Here is a 19,689-nt window from a genome sequence, read left to right on the forward strand (position 1 = left end):
CGAAATGGCGGGGTAAGCACGTAGCGACCGAAGATCGATGGGCTATTACGAAACCTATCGATCTTCAGTCGCTATGTGCTTACCCCGCCATTTCGTTTATATAAGCTAAGTCACTTACTAGATCTAAAAGGCGGTGGATTATATTTGATCCATGCTTCTCGTAGTCGCGAAGCATGTTTAATAAAGCTAGTATAGTCGGCCTCCTGAGAGAAATTGCTGTTTTCTATACGTGATGAATTTTTGATTTACCCTCTCTCATGAGCTTAGAAGAAGAATTAGCGCTTGAGCGACGGCGGCGGGGAATTGCCGAAGCAGAGGTTCTGCGGTTGCAGGCACAGCTAGAAAGTAAGGTAGTGGCTCATGCCTTAGTGCCGACGAGTTTACCTTTTGAGACTGTAGAACAGGACATTCCATATGAAGAGGAATTGGTTCGTCAAATTATTGACAGCAGTCCATACATTATCTATGTAGAGGACGAAAGAGGACAGTGTCTACTGGCTAACCAGCGTTATAAACAGTTCCTGAGTTTGGGCCCAAGTTCCGCCGATGCTCAACAGGTTCCATTCGCTTCTATCGTTAATTTCTCTGCCAATTGGCCGGTGAGTGGGAGCGTATTGACCTCAGAAGAGAACTACCTTCTCCAGAATGGAACAACTATTTGGCACCACACTACCAAGAGCTTATTGGTACGTAATAATGGTGCCCGCTGCCTACTCACGTGCTCCGCGGATATTACGGAGCTAAAACGCGCGCAACAGGCAATCGAAGCTCTGGTGCAGACTAAGCAAGAGTTTATTGCTAAGCTGAGCCATGAAATTCGTACGCCCCTCCATGGAGTAATGGGGTTAGTCGAATTGCTCAATAAATCTTCTCTATCAGCTGAACAAGCTGACTACGTGGAATTAATTGAGTTCAGCACCAAAAATTTACTCGTCGTTATTGATGATGTATTGGACTTTGCCAGAATGGAACTGGGAAAGGTCCATCTAGAAACTATTTCATTCGATGTACTTAAAACAGTACAGAATACAGCACGTTCGTTTGCCGCAAATATTGCCGAGAAAGGCCTGCAACTGCGAGTTGATGAGCCCATCTCACTCCTACCCCCATTGCAAGGCGACCCCCACCGCTTGCATCAGGTTCTGGTAAACTTGATCAACAACGCTATTAAATTCACTCACCAAGGCACTATTACAATTACCCTGGAGGCTGGCGAGCAAATTGGTGAGGTACTACCTGTCACGTTTAGTGTCACAGATACAGGCATCGGCATCAAATCCAGTAGCCTAGACTATATTTTTGATAGTTTTCAACAGGCTGACAGCAGCATTCCGCGCCTATATGGTGGCGCAGGGCTAGGGCTTAGTATTTGCAGAAACCTGATTGAGTTACAAGGCGGTAAAATAGGTGTGCGTAGTGAGCTTGGGCAAGGAAGCTGCTTTTACTTCACGATTCCTTATGTAGTAGGGGAGAAGCTAAAAGCAAGTGAGCCAGTCGCGGCTCAATCAATAGATATGTTACAGGGCCTTACTATCTTATTGGTCGAGGACAATCCCATTAATCAGCTAATTGCGGTGTCAATGCTGGGTGAGTGGCAGGTGCAAGTGGATATGGCACAGAACGGTGAGGAAGCGGTAGCTAAGGCCCAGTTGCGTGAGTATGATATAATTTTGATGGATATTCAAATGCCTCAACAGGATGGTCTAGCGGCCACTGCCCTTCTGAGAGCGAACAGTAATCCCAACCAGCATACTCTCATCATCGCCCTCACTGCTGACGTCCTTCAGATCAACGCCAACTCCTACCAAGCCCAAGGATTTAATGATTATCTACTCAAGCCTTTCTCTGAAGCGGCCCTGTATGAGTTGCTAGTGCGGGTAAATCAGCGTGGGCCACTTATGGTTGCAGAGGTAGCGCCAACTGATTTACATACAATGACTTCCAGACGGCACTATAATCTAAATATGCTAGGGAAGCTCGCAATCGACCCAGTATTTGTTCGCAAGCTGTTGGAACTGTTCATCAGCAAGGTGCCAGGACAAGTGTATGCTTTGCAAGAGGCAGTAGAGCAAAATAACAGGCCGATGATAGGCCATGAAGCACATATGTTGAAAACTATTTTTGGCAACCTACAGATTGAGCCGGAAACTGAATACTTAAGAAAATTGGAAACCCTCGCTGATAAGGAAACGTCTAAAGCGGAACTCATGCCGCTTGTCAAAGCAGTAGCAGAAACTACTGAGTTGCTTTCTGTTCTCTTTCAAGAGGAATTAGGAAGATTGTCTTAACGAATATGGGTATGTTACTATTTGTATCATCAAAATGATATTACTATTGGGTGAATTCTTGATAATTAGTATTATATTTATATCACATTTAAATCTTAATAATATTAATTATATATTGCAGCCTCTAAAGTGCAATGCTATCCAGGCCCTTTTGCATCAACCATGAAAAAAAATCTGCTTATCGTTGATGATGAGCCCTCTATCTGTCTCATTTTGAAGTATTACTTCGGCCCCTCTTTTAACGTGGTGGTGTATCCAAATGGATTGGAAGCCATTACATGGCTAAAGCAGGATCATCGTCCAGATGCTATTGTCGCTGACTATGCAATGCCAATCATGGACGGGTTAGACTTTATAAAACAAGTTCGCTCTATTCCCGCACATAAGCATACACCTCTTATTATACTATCAGGTAAGGATGAAACTAGTCATAAAATCAAGTGTCTAAAACAAGGAGCTGACGATTACGTAGTTAAGCCCTTCAATCCTGAGGAACTTGATTTGAGAATCCAAAAGCTATTGGCAAGGATCAAATTATAGCCACCACTAACATCTCAACTTTCCGCCCTACTGTCTGCCTTTTCTAATCCCGCCTGACTTCCTAATGCGCCACTGCATGAAACTAAATTTTAAAATAGCGCTCTATGAATGCCAGCATCACAGACTTACGGTTTCGAGAAGCTACGGAGCGTGAGCCACGCCCTGATTTTTCTCAACTGCCAGGCTACCCTCCAACTATTGCTGCCGATAAGTCAGGTCAACCACTATATTCTATACGGTTTCCTGTATCCAAACGGATTTTCGACGCAATATTCGCCTTCATTGTTCTTGTATGCCTAGCACCGCTGTTTCTTTTAATAGCGTTACTAATCAAGCTGGAATCAAGAGGCCCAGTCTTTTACTACTCCTATCGAGTAGGCACAGGATACCGGATCTTCAAATTTTGGAAGTTTCGCTCGATGCGGCAAGATGCTGATCAGCTATTAACTTCCATGCAGAACCTAAATCAGTACCAAGCAGCGCCGGAGCAACAAGAAACTGTGTTTTCTGATGTATGTGCCGCATGTCAGTTGGCTGGTACAGCTTGCCAACAACAATTAATTGATCATCAAGGGCGCCAAATTTGTGAACGCCAACACCGGTCAGTCCAAAAAAATAAGGTGGATGCTACATTCATCAAAATAGCGAACGATCCACGCATTACGCGCATCGGTAAAATCATTCGCAACACTAGCATCGACGAGCTGCCCCAGTTTTTTAATGTTTTGTGTGGAGATATGTCTGTGGTTGGTAACCGGCCATTGCCGCTGTATGAAGCCGAAAGGCTGACCACCGACCAATTTGCGGCTCGATTCATCGCACCCGCCGGCATCACAGGCTTGTGGCAGGTGAGCAAGCGTGGCAGCAAGACAATGTCGGCAGAAGAACGCAAGTTGCTGGATGTAGAATACGCGAAGCACTACTCTCTTAAAAAGGATATCCAGATTGTCTTGAAAACGATACCAGCTCTATTTCAACAAGAAAGCGTATAATGAAAAAAATATTCGGCTTTCTGGTACTAGTGCTTCCTTTGTCGTCGGCACTTGGCCAGACTACCGCGCCTCCGACCGAGGATTGGCAAACTATTTTTTTTGAGTCGCCAGCTATTGCCCTACCCCGGCTGATGGAAGCAGCCGGCCAGCATTCAAAGCAGGTGAAGGTAGTAGAGCTAGACAAAACTATTAAGGAGCAAGATATTCAGATTGCCAAGGAAGAAATTTTGGGAAGCGTGACACTGGGAGGCAATTACGGCTACGGAAACGTTCTCAATGGTGGAGTCTATGACCCCGCTAATCCTACTCAGGTGCGCACCATTACTTCCACACGCTATTTCGCTGGCGCTACTGTAGGATTCCCGCTAACACGAATTATCAGCCGCGGCAACCTGATTAAGCGGGAGCAAATGGCTTACCAGCAGGCAGAGTTAACGCGACAAGGGCAAATCGATGCGATTCGCCAACAAATAATTCAGCTCTACCAAAATGTACTACTGGCCAAAAAGCTGCTCACATTGCAACAGGAAGCTTATGTGACTGTGAAAACTAATTATCAACTATCAGAACGCCAGTTCCGGCAAGGACAACTGCCATTAGCCGAGCTTTCGGTGGCTAGCGCTGGTTTGACGGGAGCTGCCATTGCGCAGGAAACTGCCCTCAACCAGTATAATACATCCTTTATGCTACTAGAGGAAGTAGTAGGAACTAAAATTTCAACTCTGATGACAACAGCCCGATGAGTTTTTCTGATGCCCTCCAATTACTAAAGCGCAAATGGCTGCTGCTAATACTGGTTCCCCTTGTTTTTGGAATCTCCACATATTTCTTTGCGCGCCACTTACCCAAAACTTATAGCTCCGATACGACCCTCTACACTGGTATTGCCTCCGGCTACTCTCTAACAGGCAATGCGGAAGCTAATTTCAACACAACTAGCAACGCCTTCGATAACCTGATCAACCTGATCAAAGCCCGTTCTACAGGGGAGGAAGTCGCTTATCGGCTGCTAGCTGACCATTTGTGGCAGACTAGCCAACAGCCTGCTCTACAGGCTGCGCCAGAATATAATAGTTTACGGGAAAATGTGTCGGAAGACATGCGAAAAGAGCTATTGGGGGCTACACCATCTGCTACATTACAAAACGTACGTCGCTATGCCCAAGCCAACAATACCAATGCGCTGTATTGGCTGTTAAATTCCAATGACCCAACGTATTCTCTCAAAGCTCTTGCGACGCTGACAGTGTCGCGGATTGGAACGAGCGACCTACTTCGGCTAGAATACGAAAATATCAATCCGGCTATCTGTCGCCAAACCTTGAACCTCGTAACACAGGTGTTTTTGCAGCAGTCGCGGGGACTGCGGGAGGGGCAAACTAGTTCGGTGGTAGCTTATTATGAGGCAGAATTAGACAGCGCAAAAAACCGGCTAACGGCGGCAGAGCGGGAAAACTTAGCTTTCAACCAAGATAACAACATCATTAACTATGATGAACAGTCGAGAAATATTGCCATTGATAAAGACGCTTTGAATGCCACACTCACTACTGTGAGGCAGGAGTACGAAGGAGCACAAGCAGTGCTACAGGCCATAAACCAGAAGCTGGGTAATAAACAGGCTGCGCTGCTCAGCAGCAGCCGCGTACTAGAACAGCGCCAGAAGCTGAGCAAGTTGAACGCGGCATTGGCTGATCAACAATTGTTTAATACACAAAAAGAAGCTAATAATGCTAAAGCTAAAGAACTGCAGGCCGAGATAGATAAAACGTCGCAGGCTATTCTAAGCAACGTCAATCAGTATAACGATCAGGCGAATACGGCCGAGGGTATTCCGAATGCTAACTTGCTCGCAGAGTGGTTGCAGACGATGATATTGGTGGAAACCAATCGAGCTAAGCTGAATGTGCTGACTCAGCGACAAAATGAGTTTGAGAAAGAGTACCGACGCATGGCGCCGCTTGGGGCTACACTCAAGGGAATCCAACGTAAAATTAGCTTAGCTGAGCAGAATTATCTTGCTGTACTGGCCAGCCTGAATGCTAGTAAAGCATCACAGAAAAATACGCAGTTTGCTGGCAGCCTCAAAGTAATTGACCCACCAAATTTGCCAGTGACGCCCAAAACGAATCTATTGGTGTTGTTATTGCTACTGAGCACATTAGGTGGCTTCGTATTTGTAGTTGGCCTAGTACTAGGGCTGGGGCTGATGGATAAATCCTTAAGAAATCCATTGATAGCGTCCCGTCGGATTGGCTTACCGGTAGCAGGGGTGATGTTAGATACGCATGCCCTTGCAACCCAGCGGTTTATAGCTTATCAGCAGCGTAGTCTCGATCAACTAGTGCATCAGATTTTGCTTAAAGCTAATACGCCGCCCGCTCCGGTTCCATTTGTGGTGGGTGTATTTAGTGTACAGCGGCAGGAGGGCAAAACTACACTGTGCCAGGCTTTGGCTCAGCGATGCCATGAAATGGGCGTGCAGACGCTTGCTTTGTACCCTGACCGTGAGGATATAGATGAGACGCTGGAAGCCCCGTCGCTATTTTACCCCTCCGCGATGGCAGCCGTGCAAGGCTGGCAACTGGACAAGTTGATTCAGAATGCTGTGCCCAAACGCATGACCGAAATCAGCCAGCCGAACGTGCAAGTGGTACTGATTGAGTTTCCTGCCTTGCTAGGTGACGCTTTGCCAGTAGGCGTGTTGCGGCAGTTAAATCTGATCTTTCTAACCGTACCAGCCACGCGTACGTGGCGCCCTACCGATCACCAAATAGTAGAACGCCTACGGTCTGCTACTAATGCCCCGGTAGAAGTGGTACTGTCCGGCGTAGAGTTATACCAGACTGAAGAAAGCCTAAGCTAACGCTGAGCTGCCTGCTTACTTATGAAGTTCACTCCTCCACCTGCTGCTACATTGCTGCATTCGCGCTGGCTCCTGCCCGCACTGCTTGCAGGAGCGTTATGCCTGGGCTGGCTGACGAGCAAGATGGGAGTATTAGTACCGGGGCTGCTGATAGCAGTGCCTTTCCTAGTGTTTTTCCTGGTGTTGGTATTTTATTACCCACGGATCGGCTTCATTAGCTTTATTATCTACTGCTTTCTAAACAATTACCTAAGCCGGCACATCATTACCATTCCGGTGGGGCTGGGGATGGAAAGTATTCTGATCATTACTTGGCTAGCTGTCCTATTTCACCGCACTGATATATTCCAGAGTAAGCGTATTCGTAATGACTTGTGCTTACTCTCGCTAATCTGGTTTGTCATCAATGTGCTGGAACTAGGTAACCCTGCGGGCGCCAGCATTACGGGGTGGTTTTATGAAATGCGTAGCACCACGCTCCTGTGGGTGCTAACAGTACCTCTGGGGTATTTATTGTTCGCACTGAAGCGGGACTTATCCACTTTTCTTTATCTGTTAGTTGGGTTTTCGGTACTAGGAACTCTCTATGGTATCAAGCAAAAGCTATTTGGAGTAGATGCGATGGAGCAATACTGGCTGGATCAAGGGGCAGCACGGACGCATGTACTGTGGGGACGGCTACGTGTATTTTCGTATTACAGTGATGCTGCACAATTTGGTGCTTCCCAAGCGCATATTGCCCTAATCTGCCTCATTATGGCACTAGGCCCTTACTCCTGGAAGAAACGGCTGTTGCTAATAATTAGTAGTGCAATACTCCTTTATGGTATGCTAATATCGGGTACCCGAGGGGCTTTCTTCGTACTCATTATAGGCGTATTCATCTACTTAGCACTAAGCAGGCAAATTAAGATTCTGCTGTTAGGCTGCTTGATAGCTGGCGGGGTTTTTTGGGTGATGAAGTATACCACCATTGGGAACTCTAACCCCGACATTTTCCGCCTTCGCTCTGCTCTTAATCCTGAAGATCCTTCTTTGCTGGTGAGGTTAAACAACCAAGCCATTCTGCGCGATTATCTCGCTACTCGGCCTTTAGGGGGGGGAGTAGGGGTTATTGGAGCGTGGGGGATAAAGTATAATCCAAATAAGTTTCTGTCCCGAATTCCTCCGGATAGTTATTTTGTCAAAATATGGGCGGAGTATGGTATCGTCGGCTTTCTGCTATGGTTTGGGATAACGCTCTTTATCTTAGGTAAGTGTATGGGGATTGTCTGGCGACTGAAAGATCCTGACTTACGACAAAAGCTGCTTGCCTTAACCGCGGGCTACGGAGGTATTCTGATTTGTACATACAGTAATGAGATTATTAATCAAATGCCTTCCGCTATGATAATATACATATCCTGGGTATTCATTTTTATGGGGCCAACACTTGATACTCCACAATTAAGAACAATGCGTGATGAGTAATAAGCCTCTAATTTCTATTATTTCTGTTAACTACAACCAAGCGCAGATAACTTGCGCCATGCTGGCGTCATTGGAGAGGATCACCTATCCAAATACAGAAGTAATTGTAGTGGATAATGCATCTCCAACAGAAGCGCCTACCACAATTGCTGAGCAGTTTCCCACAGTGCAACTCATCCGTTCGTCCGCTAATCTAGGCTTTGCAGGTGGTAATAATTTAGGTATCTGCGCCGCTAAAGGAAAGTATATCCTTTTCCTCAACAACGACACTGAAGTAGAGCCGAACTTCCTGGAACCGATGGTCGATCTGCTGGAAGCGGATGCCACTATAGGCATGGTTTCACCCAAGCTTGTCTACTATAACTCCAATAATACAATCCAGTATGCAGGCAGCAGTAATATAAATCCTTGGACTGGCCGAAATTTCTCTATCGGCAGTCAGCAGAAAGACAACGGACAATATAATACTACCTATCCCACAAAATTAGCACATGGCGCTGCCATGCTAGTGCCTTTACAAGTAGTATTCAAAATTGGCTTAATGCCCGAATTATACTTTTTATATTATGAAGAATTAGACTGGTGTGAGATGGTAAAACGCGCTGGTTATCAATGTTATTATGTCGGTGGCTCTACCGTTTATCATAAAGAATCAGCCTCTGTTGGACAAGGTTCAGTGCTAAGAACTTATTATATGCACCGAAACCGTCTTCTCTTTATCCGGCGCAATTTCACTGGATTACAGCGGTGGAGTGGAATTTTGTTTTTTCTGCTAGCCGCCGCCCCTAAGCAAAGTGTAGTACATCTGCTACGAGGTGAATTTAATCATCTGAAGGCAGTATGGAGCGGTATTGGCTGGCATCTGCAAGGCCAGAATGTACATCAAAATCGTTTTCTACCCGCTTAAATGAGCATTGTAACGTCACTAATATCGATACTTCTGCAATTGGTTGGAGCATATCTGCTACTCAATGTATTGTATCTCCTGTTTTTTGCATTAGCTGGTCATCGCTCTTCACCGGCTGTACCATCGAGTGGGGGAAGCAAACGGCGTATGTGCGTATTATTACCTGCCTACCGAGCTGATACGATTATTGCGGAGACTGCTCCTGCCGCTAGGAGGCACGCATATGCTGGTGTTGCAGATGTATGTGTTATTGCTGATGGCCTGCAACCGGCGACTGTGCAGACTTTGCGTGCGCAGCAAATTAACGTTGTGGAAGTGTTTTTTGAGAAAAGCACTAAAGGCAAAGCGCTATTTTCTGCCTTAACTGAATTGCCTGCTGGGGCATACGACGTGGCCGTAATATTGGACGTAGATAACGTGATGGCTCCGGGATTCCTGACGCAAGTAGATGCCGCTTTCGCAGCCGGTTACCGAGTAGTCCAAGGACATCGAACAGCAAAAAACCTAGATTCTCCTTTTGCCGTGCTGGATGCCTGCAATGAAGAAATCAACAATCATATTTTCCGGAGGGGGCATGCTAACCTGGGAATGTCGTCGTCTCTCATTGGTTCGGGTATGGCATTCGATTACGAGTACCTAAAACAATTGCTTCAAGATATTGGTGATACTCCTGGTGAGGACAAAGAGTTAGATTTCAGTGTTTTACGGGACAAGAAGAAAATAGCTTATCTACCGTCCGCGTACGTATATGACGAAAAAATTCCTAACGCTAAGGTGTTTGCAACGCAGCGTACACGCTGGTTAGCAACGCAACAAGAATTCTTAGTGAAGTACTTTGGGGAGGGGTTACGACAACTGCGCCAGGGAAACATAGATTTTGTGGATAAGATTCTGCAATCCATGCTCCTGCCACGGGTGTTGCTACTCGGTATACTTGGTTTTCTGATAATGCTGTCGCTACTGTGGCGGGTAGGTCCAAGCCCAGACTTCTGGCTGATGCTTTTGCTAGGTACAGCTCTTGCACTACTTCTGGCTCTACCAAAACGTCTGTATACTCGTCAGGTGGGAAGAGCAGTGCTACACTTGCCGGTAGCCTTGAGCGCTATGGTGCTAGCTTTGCTGCAAATTAGAAAGGCAAAAACGTCTTTTATGCCTACCCCGCATGTGGCCCGGCAGGTAGATTCGGCAGCTTCCTCCTCCCTAAAATAAAGGACCATTTATGCCTTGGGAAATCATCTTTTTGCCGGCACTCATTAGCCTACTGATTGGCCTGCGTAGCGGCTTACAAGCCAAACCACGCCGGTAGCCAGCTTAACATAATTGCCGTATGGTTACACAACGAAAAATCAGAGTGCTGGAAAGCATCCGACAGGGAGCTATCGGCGGAGGTGAAACGCATGTGCTGGATGTAGTGCGGCTGTTAGATAAAAACCGATATGAGCCTATCGTACTATCGTTCACGCCGGGACCAATGGTGGATCGGCTGCGAGCAATGGGCATCACCACCCACGTCATAGAAACCGAAAAGCCATTTAATTTTCTGAAATGGCAGCAGGTAAAGCAATTGCTTAAGCAAGAGCGAATTGATATTGTGCATGCCCATGGTACCCGTGCGGGATCCAATACATTCTGGGCAGCTAAGCGATTAGGGCTACCTATTATTTACACCGTGCATGGCTGGTCGTTTCACGTCGATCAACAACCGCTGGTATTGCGTATTCGACAGCTTGGGGAAAAGCTATTGCTCAAGCAGGCTAGTGTGACAGTATGCGTATCAGAAAGTAACTATCAAGACGGTTTAGCCTTCAGTGATATGAGGAGGGCCGTAGTGATTAAAAACGGGGTAGACTTAACTAAATATGACCCAGCCCGTAGTTTCACCGACATCCGGGCAGAATTGGGTTTACCAGCCAACCGAGTGTTGATTGGCTATATTGCGCGTATTACGGTGCAAAAAGACCCGTTCACGCTGCTACGCGCTATTGCATTGCTGCCAGCCGATATCCCAGCTACTTTTCTATTGGTAGGCGATGGTGACCTAAAAGCTGCCGCCGTGCAGTTGGCACAGGAGTTACAGTTGGGGTCACGTGTTGTATTTCTAGCAGCCCGGCAGGATATCCCCGATCTCTTGCGAGCGCTGGATATCTATTGCCTACCCTCGCTGTGGGAAGGGCTGTCGTTGGGGCTGCTCGAAGCTATGGCAATGGGGAAAGCCGTCGTTGCGACGGCTATTGACGGTACACGGGAGGTAATCCAAGATACCATCAATGGGTTGTTGATCCCAGCTCAGTCCCCAGAAAAGTTGGCGGAAGCGTTGACCAAGTTAATTGGAGATGAAACGTTGCGCCGTGAATTGGGTAGGGAGGCACGCCAAACGGTTCAAATGGAGTTTAACGCTGTCACCATGACGCGTCAAGTGGAGCAACTCTACGAGCGCGTGCTACCGTTATCTCTACCTACTAGGAATGTATACTGAATATTGCTGCCCGTGCCACAGGTGATGCTCTAGTCAGTATTGCCTTTCTTCTGTTGTCCACCTTACTCGCCATTATGCTCCTTCTTTTATTCTGGCTGTTTTTAACTATTGTATTTTACACTTACGCCGGCTATGCTATTGTTGTGTGGCTGTGGGCCAAAATAGCGCGCCGTACAAAAAATACAGTTGCGGAGAAGTTTGAACCTGAAGTAACGCTAATTGTGCCTGCATACAATGAGGCGGATATTTTGGACGCAAAAGTGCGCAATTGCCAAGCACTCGATTATCCTGCCGAGAAGCTGCGTCTACTATTTATCACTGATGGTTCAACCGATAACTCAGGTCAGGTTTTAGCTGCATATCCTGATGTAATCCATTTGCACCTACCAAAGCGGGCTGGCAAATCGATGGCAGAGAACAGAGCAATGCGGCATGTCACTACTCCATATGTCATCTTTACTGATTGTAATACGGTTTTAAACCCGCAAGCCGTACGTTACCTGCTGCGCCACTATGCCGATCCGACAGTAGGTGCTGTGTCAGGCGAAAAGCAGGTGTTGTCTGACGGGAGCACATCCGGAGCCGGGGAGGGACTATATTGGCAGTATGAGTCTTTTCTAAAGCGCTGTGACTCTGATATTCGCAGTCTAATGGGAGCTGCAGGTGAATTAGTATCGTTTCGAACTTCCCTTTTTCAGCCTTTGGAGGCAGATACCATCCTAGATGATTTTGTACAGTCCATGCGTATCGTACACGCAGGATATCGGGTAGTGTATGAGCCGCAGGCCTATGCAATGGAGCCGCCATCTTTCTCACTACGTGACGAAATGAAGCGCAAAGTTCGTATTTGTGCGGGGGGATGGCAGGCAATGAGTCGCCTATTACCTCTGCTCAACCCATTGCGGCAGCCAGTAGTATCATTTCTGTATTTTTCTCATCGAGTGTTGCGTTGGAGTCTTACACCAGCTTTGCTTGCCTTATTGCTCCCTCTCAACGTGGTGCTGAGCTTGTCGCATGGAGGGCTATATACCGTGTTGCTTGGCTTACAGATCCTATTCTATGGGTTGGCAGCATTGGGATGGTGGCGGGCTACTCATAACCAGGCCGCCGGGCCCCTACTAGTACCTCTCTATTTTACGCTAATGAATATAGCTGTATTTCAAGGCTTCTGGCGATTCATTCGTAACAACCAGCCTGCTGCATGGGATAAAGCGCAGCGTGTGACGCATGAGTCGGTTACGGTAAGCAAATAAGTAATCTATGCATGCTCGCAGCCATTATGAAATATGAGCGAGGCTTAGTTCTAGTTCTACACTTAGAACTAGAACTGCTTTGAGAGTTGAATATATTGATACACAGGTGGTAGAGTGAAGAGCTTTAAATTATAAGGTATAATATCGTTATTTTGCATAATTATTTGAATGCAAGATAATTAGTAAAGACTTTTAGCTTTTAACTCTTTTTCTGTTTGAAATGAATTTTGTCTTTGTTAGTCTACAACGTATAAATACCAATCGGGAATCAACTTCTACAAGTTTGGCTAAGGAGCTGGCTCGACAGCATCATAAAGTACTCTATGTTAATTCTCCTCTCGATCGTAAGGAATATTTCTTTCCCTCTTCCGATTCGGGTATAACAGATCATCTGCAGGTAATCAAAACGCAAGCAGATCCCCTGCAAAAACTTGCACCCAACTTGTGGGTACTTTATCCACTACGACGGCTAGACTCTTTCAATTGGATACGCTCAACTAACCTATTTTCCTGGTTAATTAAGCTCAATAACCGCCGGTTGGCTAATGATATCAAGCCAGCTCTAAAGGAGTTGGGATTTGAAGAGTTTATCTTAGTAAATGATAAAGATATTTTTCGCAGCTTCTATTTGAAGGAATTTCTGCAACCTTTAAAATATATTTATCTGGACCGGGATTATACTATAGGAATGCCGTATTGGCGGCGGCATGGCCAAGTGCTGGAACCCCGACTGATGACAAAAGCTGACGCGATTTTCTGTAATTCACTAGACTTTACAACCAATGCACGCCGTTATAATGCCAACAGCTTCTATATAGGTAATGGCTTTGCTGCTAAGCAGTTCACTAGCGATTCGGCCACTGCTGTCCCCGCTGACCTAGCTACTATCGCTGGGCCGCGCATTGGCTATGTAGGAGCCCTCATCACATTACGGTTAGACTTGGACTTATTACGGGAATTGGCGCAGGAGCGTCCAGAGTGGAGCTTTGTGCTAATAGGTTGGGAAGACGAAGACTTTGCGCAAAGCGATTTGCACAAAATGCCTAATGTGTTTTTCTTAGGAAGAAAACATACGCAGGAAGTTCATGCGTACATCCAGCACTTTGATGTTTGCATCAATCCGCAGGTACTGAACGATATTACCCGTAGCAATTTTCCATTAAAGATCCTGGAATATCTAGCATTAGGTAAACCCGTCGTTGCCACCACTACTAATACGATGACGGAGGAATTTAGTAATTACACATACTTGGCCACCAATAAAGAAGAATATTTACAAAAAATAGAACAAGCTCTACAAGAAGAGTCTTTACAGAAAAAGGCAGATAGAATACAGTTTGTTCAAAAATTTAGTTGGGAAAACGTGGTAAAATTGTTTGTTAAACACGTTGATGAAGTATTAGCAAAATAAAATATGAGATAATTATACCTAGTACTTTATTTCCTTTTTAGAAGGTGCCAATTATATATATTTCTAACATTAACGAACGTATTCATCGAATCCAGTAAACGCTGATCTCTAGGTGGAATAATTCCTCTAACAAGGATATAATCCGATTTTAAAAGAAGTTCTCTCGGACTGTCACGATAATACATATGACCCTGATGAGGTAGTCCACCACTATTTTTTCGCCTTACCATCCCGAACCTATAGTCTATTACTTTGCTAGTAGAAATCCCCTGTTTCTTTACAATAAAATAATTTTGAAAATGGTCATATACCATTCTACCTCTATAAGCAGGGTCATAGTTCATATAGGATAAGATCTTGGTATTGTCTTGAGGTAGAATTTGCTCAAAATATTTATTTTCCTGATTAAATTGAAAGAAATATTGTGCCCATAAGATTAGATGAATAAAAGCCAAAGTTATAATTACATAAGAAAAAGAAACTCGATAGAGTATAGGTAATTTACTTCCCATCAGGATAATTGAAAGAAGAAGCATAGTAGAGAAGCGCTCATATAGAGGCTCTTGTCCTGGTATTTTAGCTGGTAATAAGAAAAAACAGATACAATTTACAGCGAAGAATAATATAAGATATATGGCACTTTCATTAAGAAATCGAAAATGTGTTATGGTTATATTTTTTTTAAAATAATCATAAATAAAGATAATAAAAGGTGCAAAGATGACGCAAGACAACGTGAAAGCCACTGTTTTTCCAAGTTTTCCATCAAATAATTGGAAATTATCGGCTATTAAAAAACTAACCCTCTTGGTATACGTTTGCAAAAAGCTGTATTGATAGTAAGACTTTAGAAAAGCAAAAGTAGATTCTTGCTTGTTGTACTGTGTGCTGGTCTCAGCCTGCTTTTGTAAAAAAAACCACCAGTATAATATAAGGCTAATTAGAGGGAGTGATGATAGACTATTTAAAATTAATTTTATTGAACTGTTTCTGTATTTGTAAAATAAAAAGGATGCCATCATCAACATAGAGAATAGAGCTACCATTGCATGAAGGAAATAGACAATGATTAGTAAAATAGAAATAATAACCATATAAATAGCATGATTAGTATTTCTATTGATTGTTCTTAACCATAACAGTAGAATCAATAAAACAATATCGTTAGCTACCGCATTCCCGGTAAAGCCGAAGGTTAAGTTATAGCCATAAATCAGAATAAAAGAAACAATAGCAAACCATTTGTTTGCCCGCAATTCTTTTAGAATAAAAAATACTAGTATAGGCAAACCTACCGCCGTAAGTAGATGTAATACCTTGTTAGCAATCTCTACATTGGGAAAAATGGGAAGAGAAAAAAATAATAAATGAAAAGTGTTGGGATAAAATAGGTAATGAATCGTATAATATTTGTTAAATAGATTGGTGTTACTGCCATAATGTTTAAAAATCACTCCTTCTGCTAAGTGACTTGGTACGTCTGCAAATGGGAATAAGTCAATGCTTAGTATTAACGCTGTATGTAAGCAAAGTAGGAAAATAAAAACTAGTTCGAAATTAAACTTACTCTTTAACACGGATAACATTTATTTTTTGATTGTTTGTATTGTGAGTGGATTAGTATATCTAGTTAAATTACCTATATGTATAGGTTGAATCTATAATATAGTAGTCCTTTAAGTGTCGTGTGAACAATATATTTACATCCTCTTAAGTAATATTTACTATTAAATGAGTTAGCTATTTCATATTTTGCATTATTCAATTCAATATATTCTTTCCACTTTTTAGTAGATAATCGTATCCTCCTAAAGAATCTGTTCTGACTTTGATCAGTAACTCCTTCATTAAATAATAATGTTAAAATACTGTCCATTATTACCTTTTGCCTTGGATTCCAATAATGATATACATATTGATTACTCGGGTGTACCTCTGTCTTCAGTTGTAATACTAAGGAAAAAGCAAGCTGTTCACTAATTCGCCAAGATGTTTTTTCATAAAACTCATCGCTTAGCGCAAATATATCTTTCATATACTTGGCTATGTTACTTGGTAAACCTAATACTCCTGAGTTCCAGCTAAGTTGATTTCTATGTAATTGTTCTTCGATATCATCTATATAGAATTTCTTGCTCTCAATCAGGTTAATAAAAGAAATAGGGTATATCTCCTGTTGGAAAGAAGCAAAATGCTGTACCGCTTTTTCGAAAGAAAACTCTGCCACGTGCATGAAGCTTTTGCCTTCTTTGAAACTATTAAACCATTCTTTAGGATCAGCTATAAAGAAAGTGTCTGAATCTATAAATAAGACTTCTTCTAGCGGGTACTTTTTGTACGTTTCGTCTATGATTGCGATTTTGCGGCGGTGGATATAGTTTCCTCCGTTTAGCATAGCATCTAGAATTGGCAAAGTAAGAAGCACATATTCTAAAGGTAAATCTTGTGCGATTGATCTGAAGTAGTCGGGATTATCGGTATAGATGATCGTTCTGACTTCTTCTTTATTCCCACTGTACCAAGCCCAGAAGCTCATAACAGCTCCTATTGCTCGTCTATGTTCTATCATATTTCCATATGATAAAAGTACTAGATTTTTCATACAGCTATATAACTAGAATGTTGGACTTTAAAGATTTGAATGTTTAAATTACCTCAATACAGCATATTATCCTTCGTAAGAATATAGTAGTGGAATGATTAACCTACTTGACTATGTAGTTACACAAAAGTCACTGTTTACATGTGTTTTAAATGAAAGAAATAAAAAGAAATAAGCTTATACGTGGATAAATTTATAAGTTTTGAAGGAGCATACTTAATCTTCGCGAATAGTAGATAGGTGCATACTAACAAAACACTTACTATTAAGCGTTTAAAATAAAGTTGGTGCAAGCTGTCCAAGCTGCTAAGACGAAATTGTATTGTTAGGGTACTGTAATAAAGCAAGGGGTTTCGCTTACGCGCACCCTAAGGGTGTCTACAACACGGAGGTGTTGCTCGTGTAACCTAGTTCCAGTAGGTTGCAGCGTACACAATGTGGCGTTATTGACACCGGGTAACCGTAGAGTGTAGCTGCCAGTACGCCCTACCATATCAGGAATGACCAGTGCGTAAGCCGTATGCTTGCCATGTGTGAGCTTATACACTAGTGGATCTTCGCTCAGGATGCTGGTTACAGCGTAATCGCCGAATTTTTCGATAAACTGTTGCGTATACCAACCTGCCAAGCGAGGCATATCGGCTGGCTGTTGATCGCCACGCTGGAAAAAGCCGCTAGACATATATAGATTAGACGAAGCGTCAGGGTTGGCTACAGGAGCAGGGTCTTGGAGCAGATAGAACTGGAGCCCATCTGCGCCGGCGCGGTTGTAACATAGCATATCCCGCACGGCCCAATCGGCTTGCGATTGGCGGCGTGTATGCTGTACACGCCCAAATATGTCCGTGATGAGTGCGGCCTGTTGGCCTGTAGGGCCGATATCATATCCCAACTCACCAATATGCACTGGTAACGAACGACCCAAATACTCGTAACTGACGTCTTTCATACGCTTTATCCGCCTTGGTGCCAGAGGAACCATATCAGCCGGCATTCCGTACCGAGTACCCGATTGATGCTGCTCCAGTCCGTGTGAGTTGGTGTATTGATGAAACTTGATAACATCCCAGCAAATATCAACGCTCCCGTCTGGGCGGTAGCCCCGATTCTGAGCACACCAATCAATCATTGCTCGGATAACACGCGGATTGACACTGACGATACCGCCCATGAACACGGGCATATTTGGGTCGGCGTTTTTGGCGCCTACGCCTGGTCCTAGTGTATTATGGTGTCCGTCGTAGAAAGCTGACAGTAACGCTGCCATCTCAAAAGGACTGGTGTAGCGACGGCGGCCATTCCAACCTGCGTTCAACTCGTTGCCAGCCTCTATGCCAGCCAGCAGATTAAGTCCCATCTGCTTGTCGGGGGTGTGTAGCAGGTGCGGGTCGAGCTGTTTGTTAGTGCCATAGCGGGCAGCGCTCTGGAAGGCTAGTCGTGCAAACTCGACGTAGGTACTGGGTTTCTGACGGTCGGCAGTAAGGGTTTCATTGAATTTGGTGCGCAGTTGGCCTGTGGGGTGTTCAGGAACAGCATCTGCGGCCGTATAAACGGAGAAATACACGCCGGGTACATTGCGGGTGAGCAGCGTATAGGTGGTGCCTGTCCAGCGGTATACTAATTGCGTTTCCTTATCAATAAAATAGGTCGGCTCATCAGCAGTGTAGGGAAAAAGCGGCGTACGGGCGCCATCGGCACGTAGGTAGCTGAGTGTAGCCGAATTGCCGGAAGTAGGGAAAGCCACCCGACTAACATATTCAACCAAGTTGCCTCGATACTTGTGGTGAGCCGATTCCACACGGCGGTCCGAGCGAGCGGCGTCGAGGTGTCCATCTTCCCCAACCGACGTAGGCAAGCGGTCTATCAGCCACTTAGGAATATCTTTTAGGCACTGAATTGTTTGCACACCCTTGGCCTTAAGCCGTGCAAACCCAAGATCCTGATTCCAACCGCCAGTGTAAGTGGGCGCATAGCGATAGTCTCCTTCTTTCTGCTCAAAAAGTGGCCAGTCGTCGTAGGCTCGATTCCAAGCCATGTAGTTGTACTTGGCCAGCATAGTCGGAATTTCTGGGCTGCCTTCTGGTTTTCCGCCGCTATTATTCCAGGGGAAAGTATTAGAGCCAAGCATATTACGCAATGGTACTCGATGCGTCAGATTGGCTTTTGGCGTAACGTAGGATGTATAAGTGCCCGTAAACTCAATTTCTGTAGGATACGCACCTGCAGCTACCATGTTGCTATTCAAGGAAGTGCGTAAAATAACAGCTTTCACCCGTTGCTGCGTTGTCGGTACGGTATATACGTCAATCCACTGATCGTATGCCTGCCCAAAGAATTGAGCAACGTCTGTCACTTCAGAGCCGTCGGTGAGCAGCAAGCTCACCCGGAGTGGTACTTTAGATGAGCCGGCTCCGTCGTAAAACCGGATTTTAGTTAGTCGCACATCCAGCTTCTTGGGAAATGTGAGATAGGTAACAGCCGGGTCAATCTGATTTTTTGTGTTGTACGAAGTTGGAGTATCAGGAGCATCGGGCGTGGGTACCCCATCGAACCAAGCTATAAAGTTATTATCCGAAGCATCTGGTTGATAAGCCCAATTAGTATCGTAGGGAATATGGCCAGTTAGGCGCGTTCCAGCGGGAACAGAAAAAGTAGGGCCGGCGTCTTCAGTGCCGTCCAATAAAGGCGCGTGTGCATTACGGACCGTATAATACCAGCTTACTAAAAAAAGGATAATAACCGTTATAGCTACAAAGCCTTTACGAAATAAGGGAATAGTTATATGCATAAGGCTTGGGTGGTGATGATATTATTGAAGCTGTTTAGAAAGGCGACAAGTTCAGCATGACCGCCTGACGGCTTTCTAAACAGCTTGATTGTAAAC

At 44.6% G+C, this 19,689-nt stretch carries 14 protein-coding genes; 11 read left to right on the forward strand and 3 right to left on the reverse strand.

Annotated elements, in window-relative coordinates:
• The first annotated feature begins 257 nt into the window (after window positions 1-257).
• From KYK14_RS03885 to KYK14_RS03935, 11 genes are all read left to right on the forward strand, one after another.
• Window positions 258-2,288 carry an ATP-binding protein gene (locus KYK14_RS03885; RefSeq protein ID WP_185282566.1) on the forward strand — a complete coding sequence of 677 codons (2,031 nt, stop codon included), beginning with the start codon at window positions 258-260 and terminating at the stop codon, window positions 2,286-2,288.
• Window positions 2,289-2,450: 162 nt separating this feature from the next.
• On the forward strand, window positions 2,451-2,828 hold the full coding sequence (locus KYK14_RS03890; RefSeq protein ID WP_185282567.1) for a response regulator transcription factor: 378 nt from the start codon (window positions 2,451-2,453) through the stop codon (window positions 2,826-2,828).
• 104 nt (window positions 2,829-2,932) lie between these two features.
• On the forward strand, window positions 2,933-3,820 hold the full coding sequence (locus KYK14_RS03895) for a sugar transferase (protein WP_185282568.1): 888 nt from the start codon (window positions 2,933-2,935) through the stop codon (window positions 3,818-3,820).
• Between the two features lie 131 nt (window positions 3,821-3,951).
• Window positions 3,952-4,563: a TolC family protein gene (locus tag KYK14_RS03900; protein ID WP_185282569.1), complete on the forward strand. Its 612-nt coding sequence runs from the start codon at window positions 3,952-3,954 to the stop codon at window positions 4,561-4,563.
• Complete coding sequence (locus tag KYK14_RS03905; protein ID WP_219156993.1) at window positions 4,560-6,686, forward strand: GumC family protein; 2,127 nt, start codon at window positions 4,560-4,562, stop codon at window positions 6,684-6,686. The genes KYK14_RS03900 and KYK14_RS03905 overlap by 4 nt, the downstream gene beginning before the upstream one ends.
• 21 nt (window positions 6,687-6,707) lie before the next feature.
• On the forward strand, window positions 6,708-8,156 hold the full coding sequence (locus KYK14_RS03910; RefSeq protein ID WP_219156995.1) for an O-antigen ligase family protein: 1,449 nt from the start codon (window positions 6,708-6,710) through the stop codon (window positions 8,154-8,156).
• Entirely contained in the window at window positions 8,149-9,063 is a 915-nt protein-coding gene (locus KYK14_RS03915) for a glycosyltransferase family 2 protein (RefSeq protein WP_219156998.1), read from the forward strand. Before KYK14_RS03910 ends, KYK14_RS03915 begins: the two co-directional genes overlap by 8 nt.
• Window positions 9,064-10,272, forward strand: a complete 1,209-nt coding sequence (locus KYK14_RS03920) for a glycosyltransferase (RefSeq protein WP_219157001.1) — start codon at window positions 9,064-9,066, stop codon at window positions 10,270-10,272.
• 118 nt (window positions 10,273-10,390) lie between these two features.
• Window positions 10,391-11,539 carry a glycosyltransferase family 4 protein gene (locus KYK14_RS03925; protein WP_219157004.1) on the forward strand — a complete coding sequence of 383 codons (1,149 nt, stop codon included), beginning with the start codon at window positions 10,391-10,393 and terminating at the stop codon, window positions 11,537-11,539.
• A 53-nt stretch (window positions 11,540-11,592) separates the two neighbouring features.
• Window positions 11,593-12,792 carry a glycosyltransferase family 2 protein gene (locus KYK14_RS03930; protein ID WP_246601664.1) on the forward strand — a complete coding sequence of 400 codons (1,200 nt, stop codon included), beginning with the start codon at window positions 11,593-11,595 and terminating at the stop codon, window positions 12,790-12,792.
• Between the two features lie 283 nt (window positions 12,793-13,075).
• Entirely contained in the window at window positions 13,076-14,203 is a 1,128-nt protein-coding gene (locus tag KYK14_RS03935) for a glycosyltransferase (protein ID WP_219157007.1), read from the forward strand.
• A gap of 26 nt (window positions 14,204-14,229) precedes the next feature.
• Here the strand turns inward: KYK14_RS03935 and KYK14_RS03940 are convergent, their stop codons facing one another.
• From KYK14_RS03940 to KYK14_RS03950, 3 genes are all read right to left on the reverse strand, one after another.
• Window positions 14,230-15,780 carry a hypothetical protein gene (locus KYK14_RS03940; protein ID WP_219157010.1) on the reverse strand — a complete coding sequence of 517 codons (1,551 nt, stop codon included), beginning with the start codon at window positions 15,778-15,780 and terminating at the stop codon, window positions 14,230-14,232.
• Between the two features lie 62 nt (window positions 15,781-15,842).
• A complete protein-coding gene (locus KYK14_RS03945; protein WP_219157012.1) occupies window positions 15,843-16,805 on the reverse strand; it encodes a hypothetical protein in 963 nt (320 codons plus the stop codon).
• Between the two features lie 325 nt (window positions 16,806-17,130).
• Window positions 17,131-19,593: a hypothetical protein gene (locus tag KYK14_RS03950; RefSeq protein ID WP_219157015.1), complete on the reverse strand. Its 2,463-nt coding sequence runs from the start codon at window positions 19,591-19,593 to the stop codon at window positions 17,131-17,133.
• Between the last annotated feature and the right edge of the window lie 96 nt (window positions 19,594-19,689).

The sequence above is a fragment of the Hymenobacter profundi genome, assembly GCF_019334315.1.
Classification (GTDB): Bacteria; Bacteroidota; Bacteroidia; order Cytophagales; family Hymenobacteraceae; genus Hymenobacter; species Hymenobacter profundi.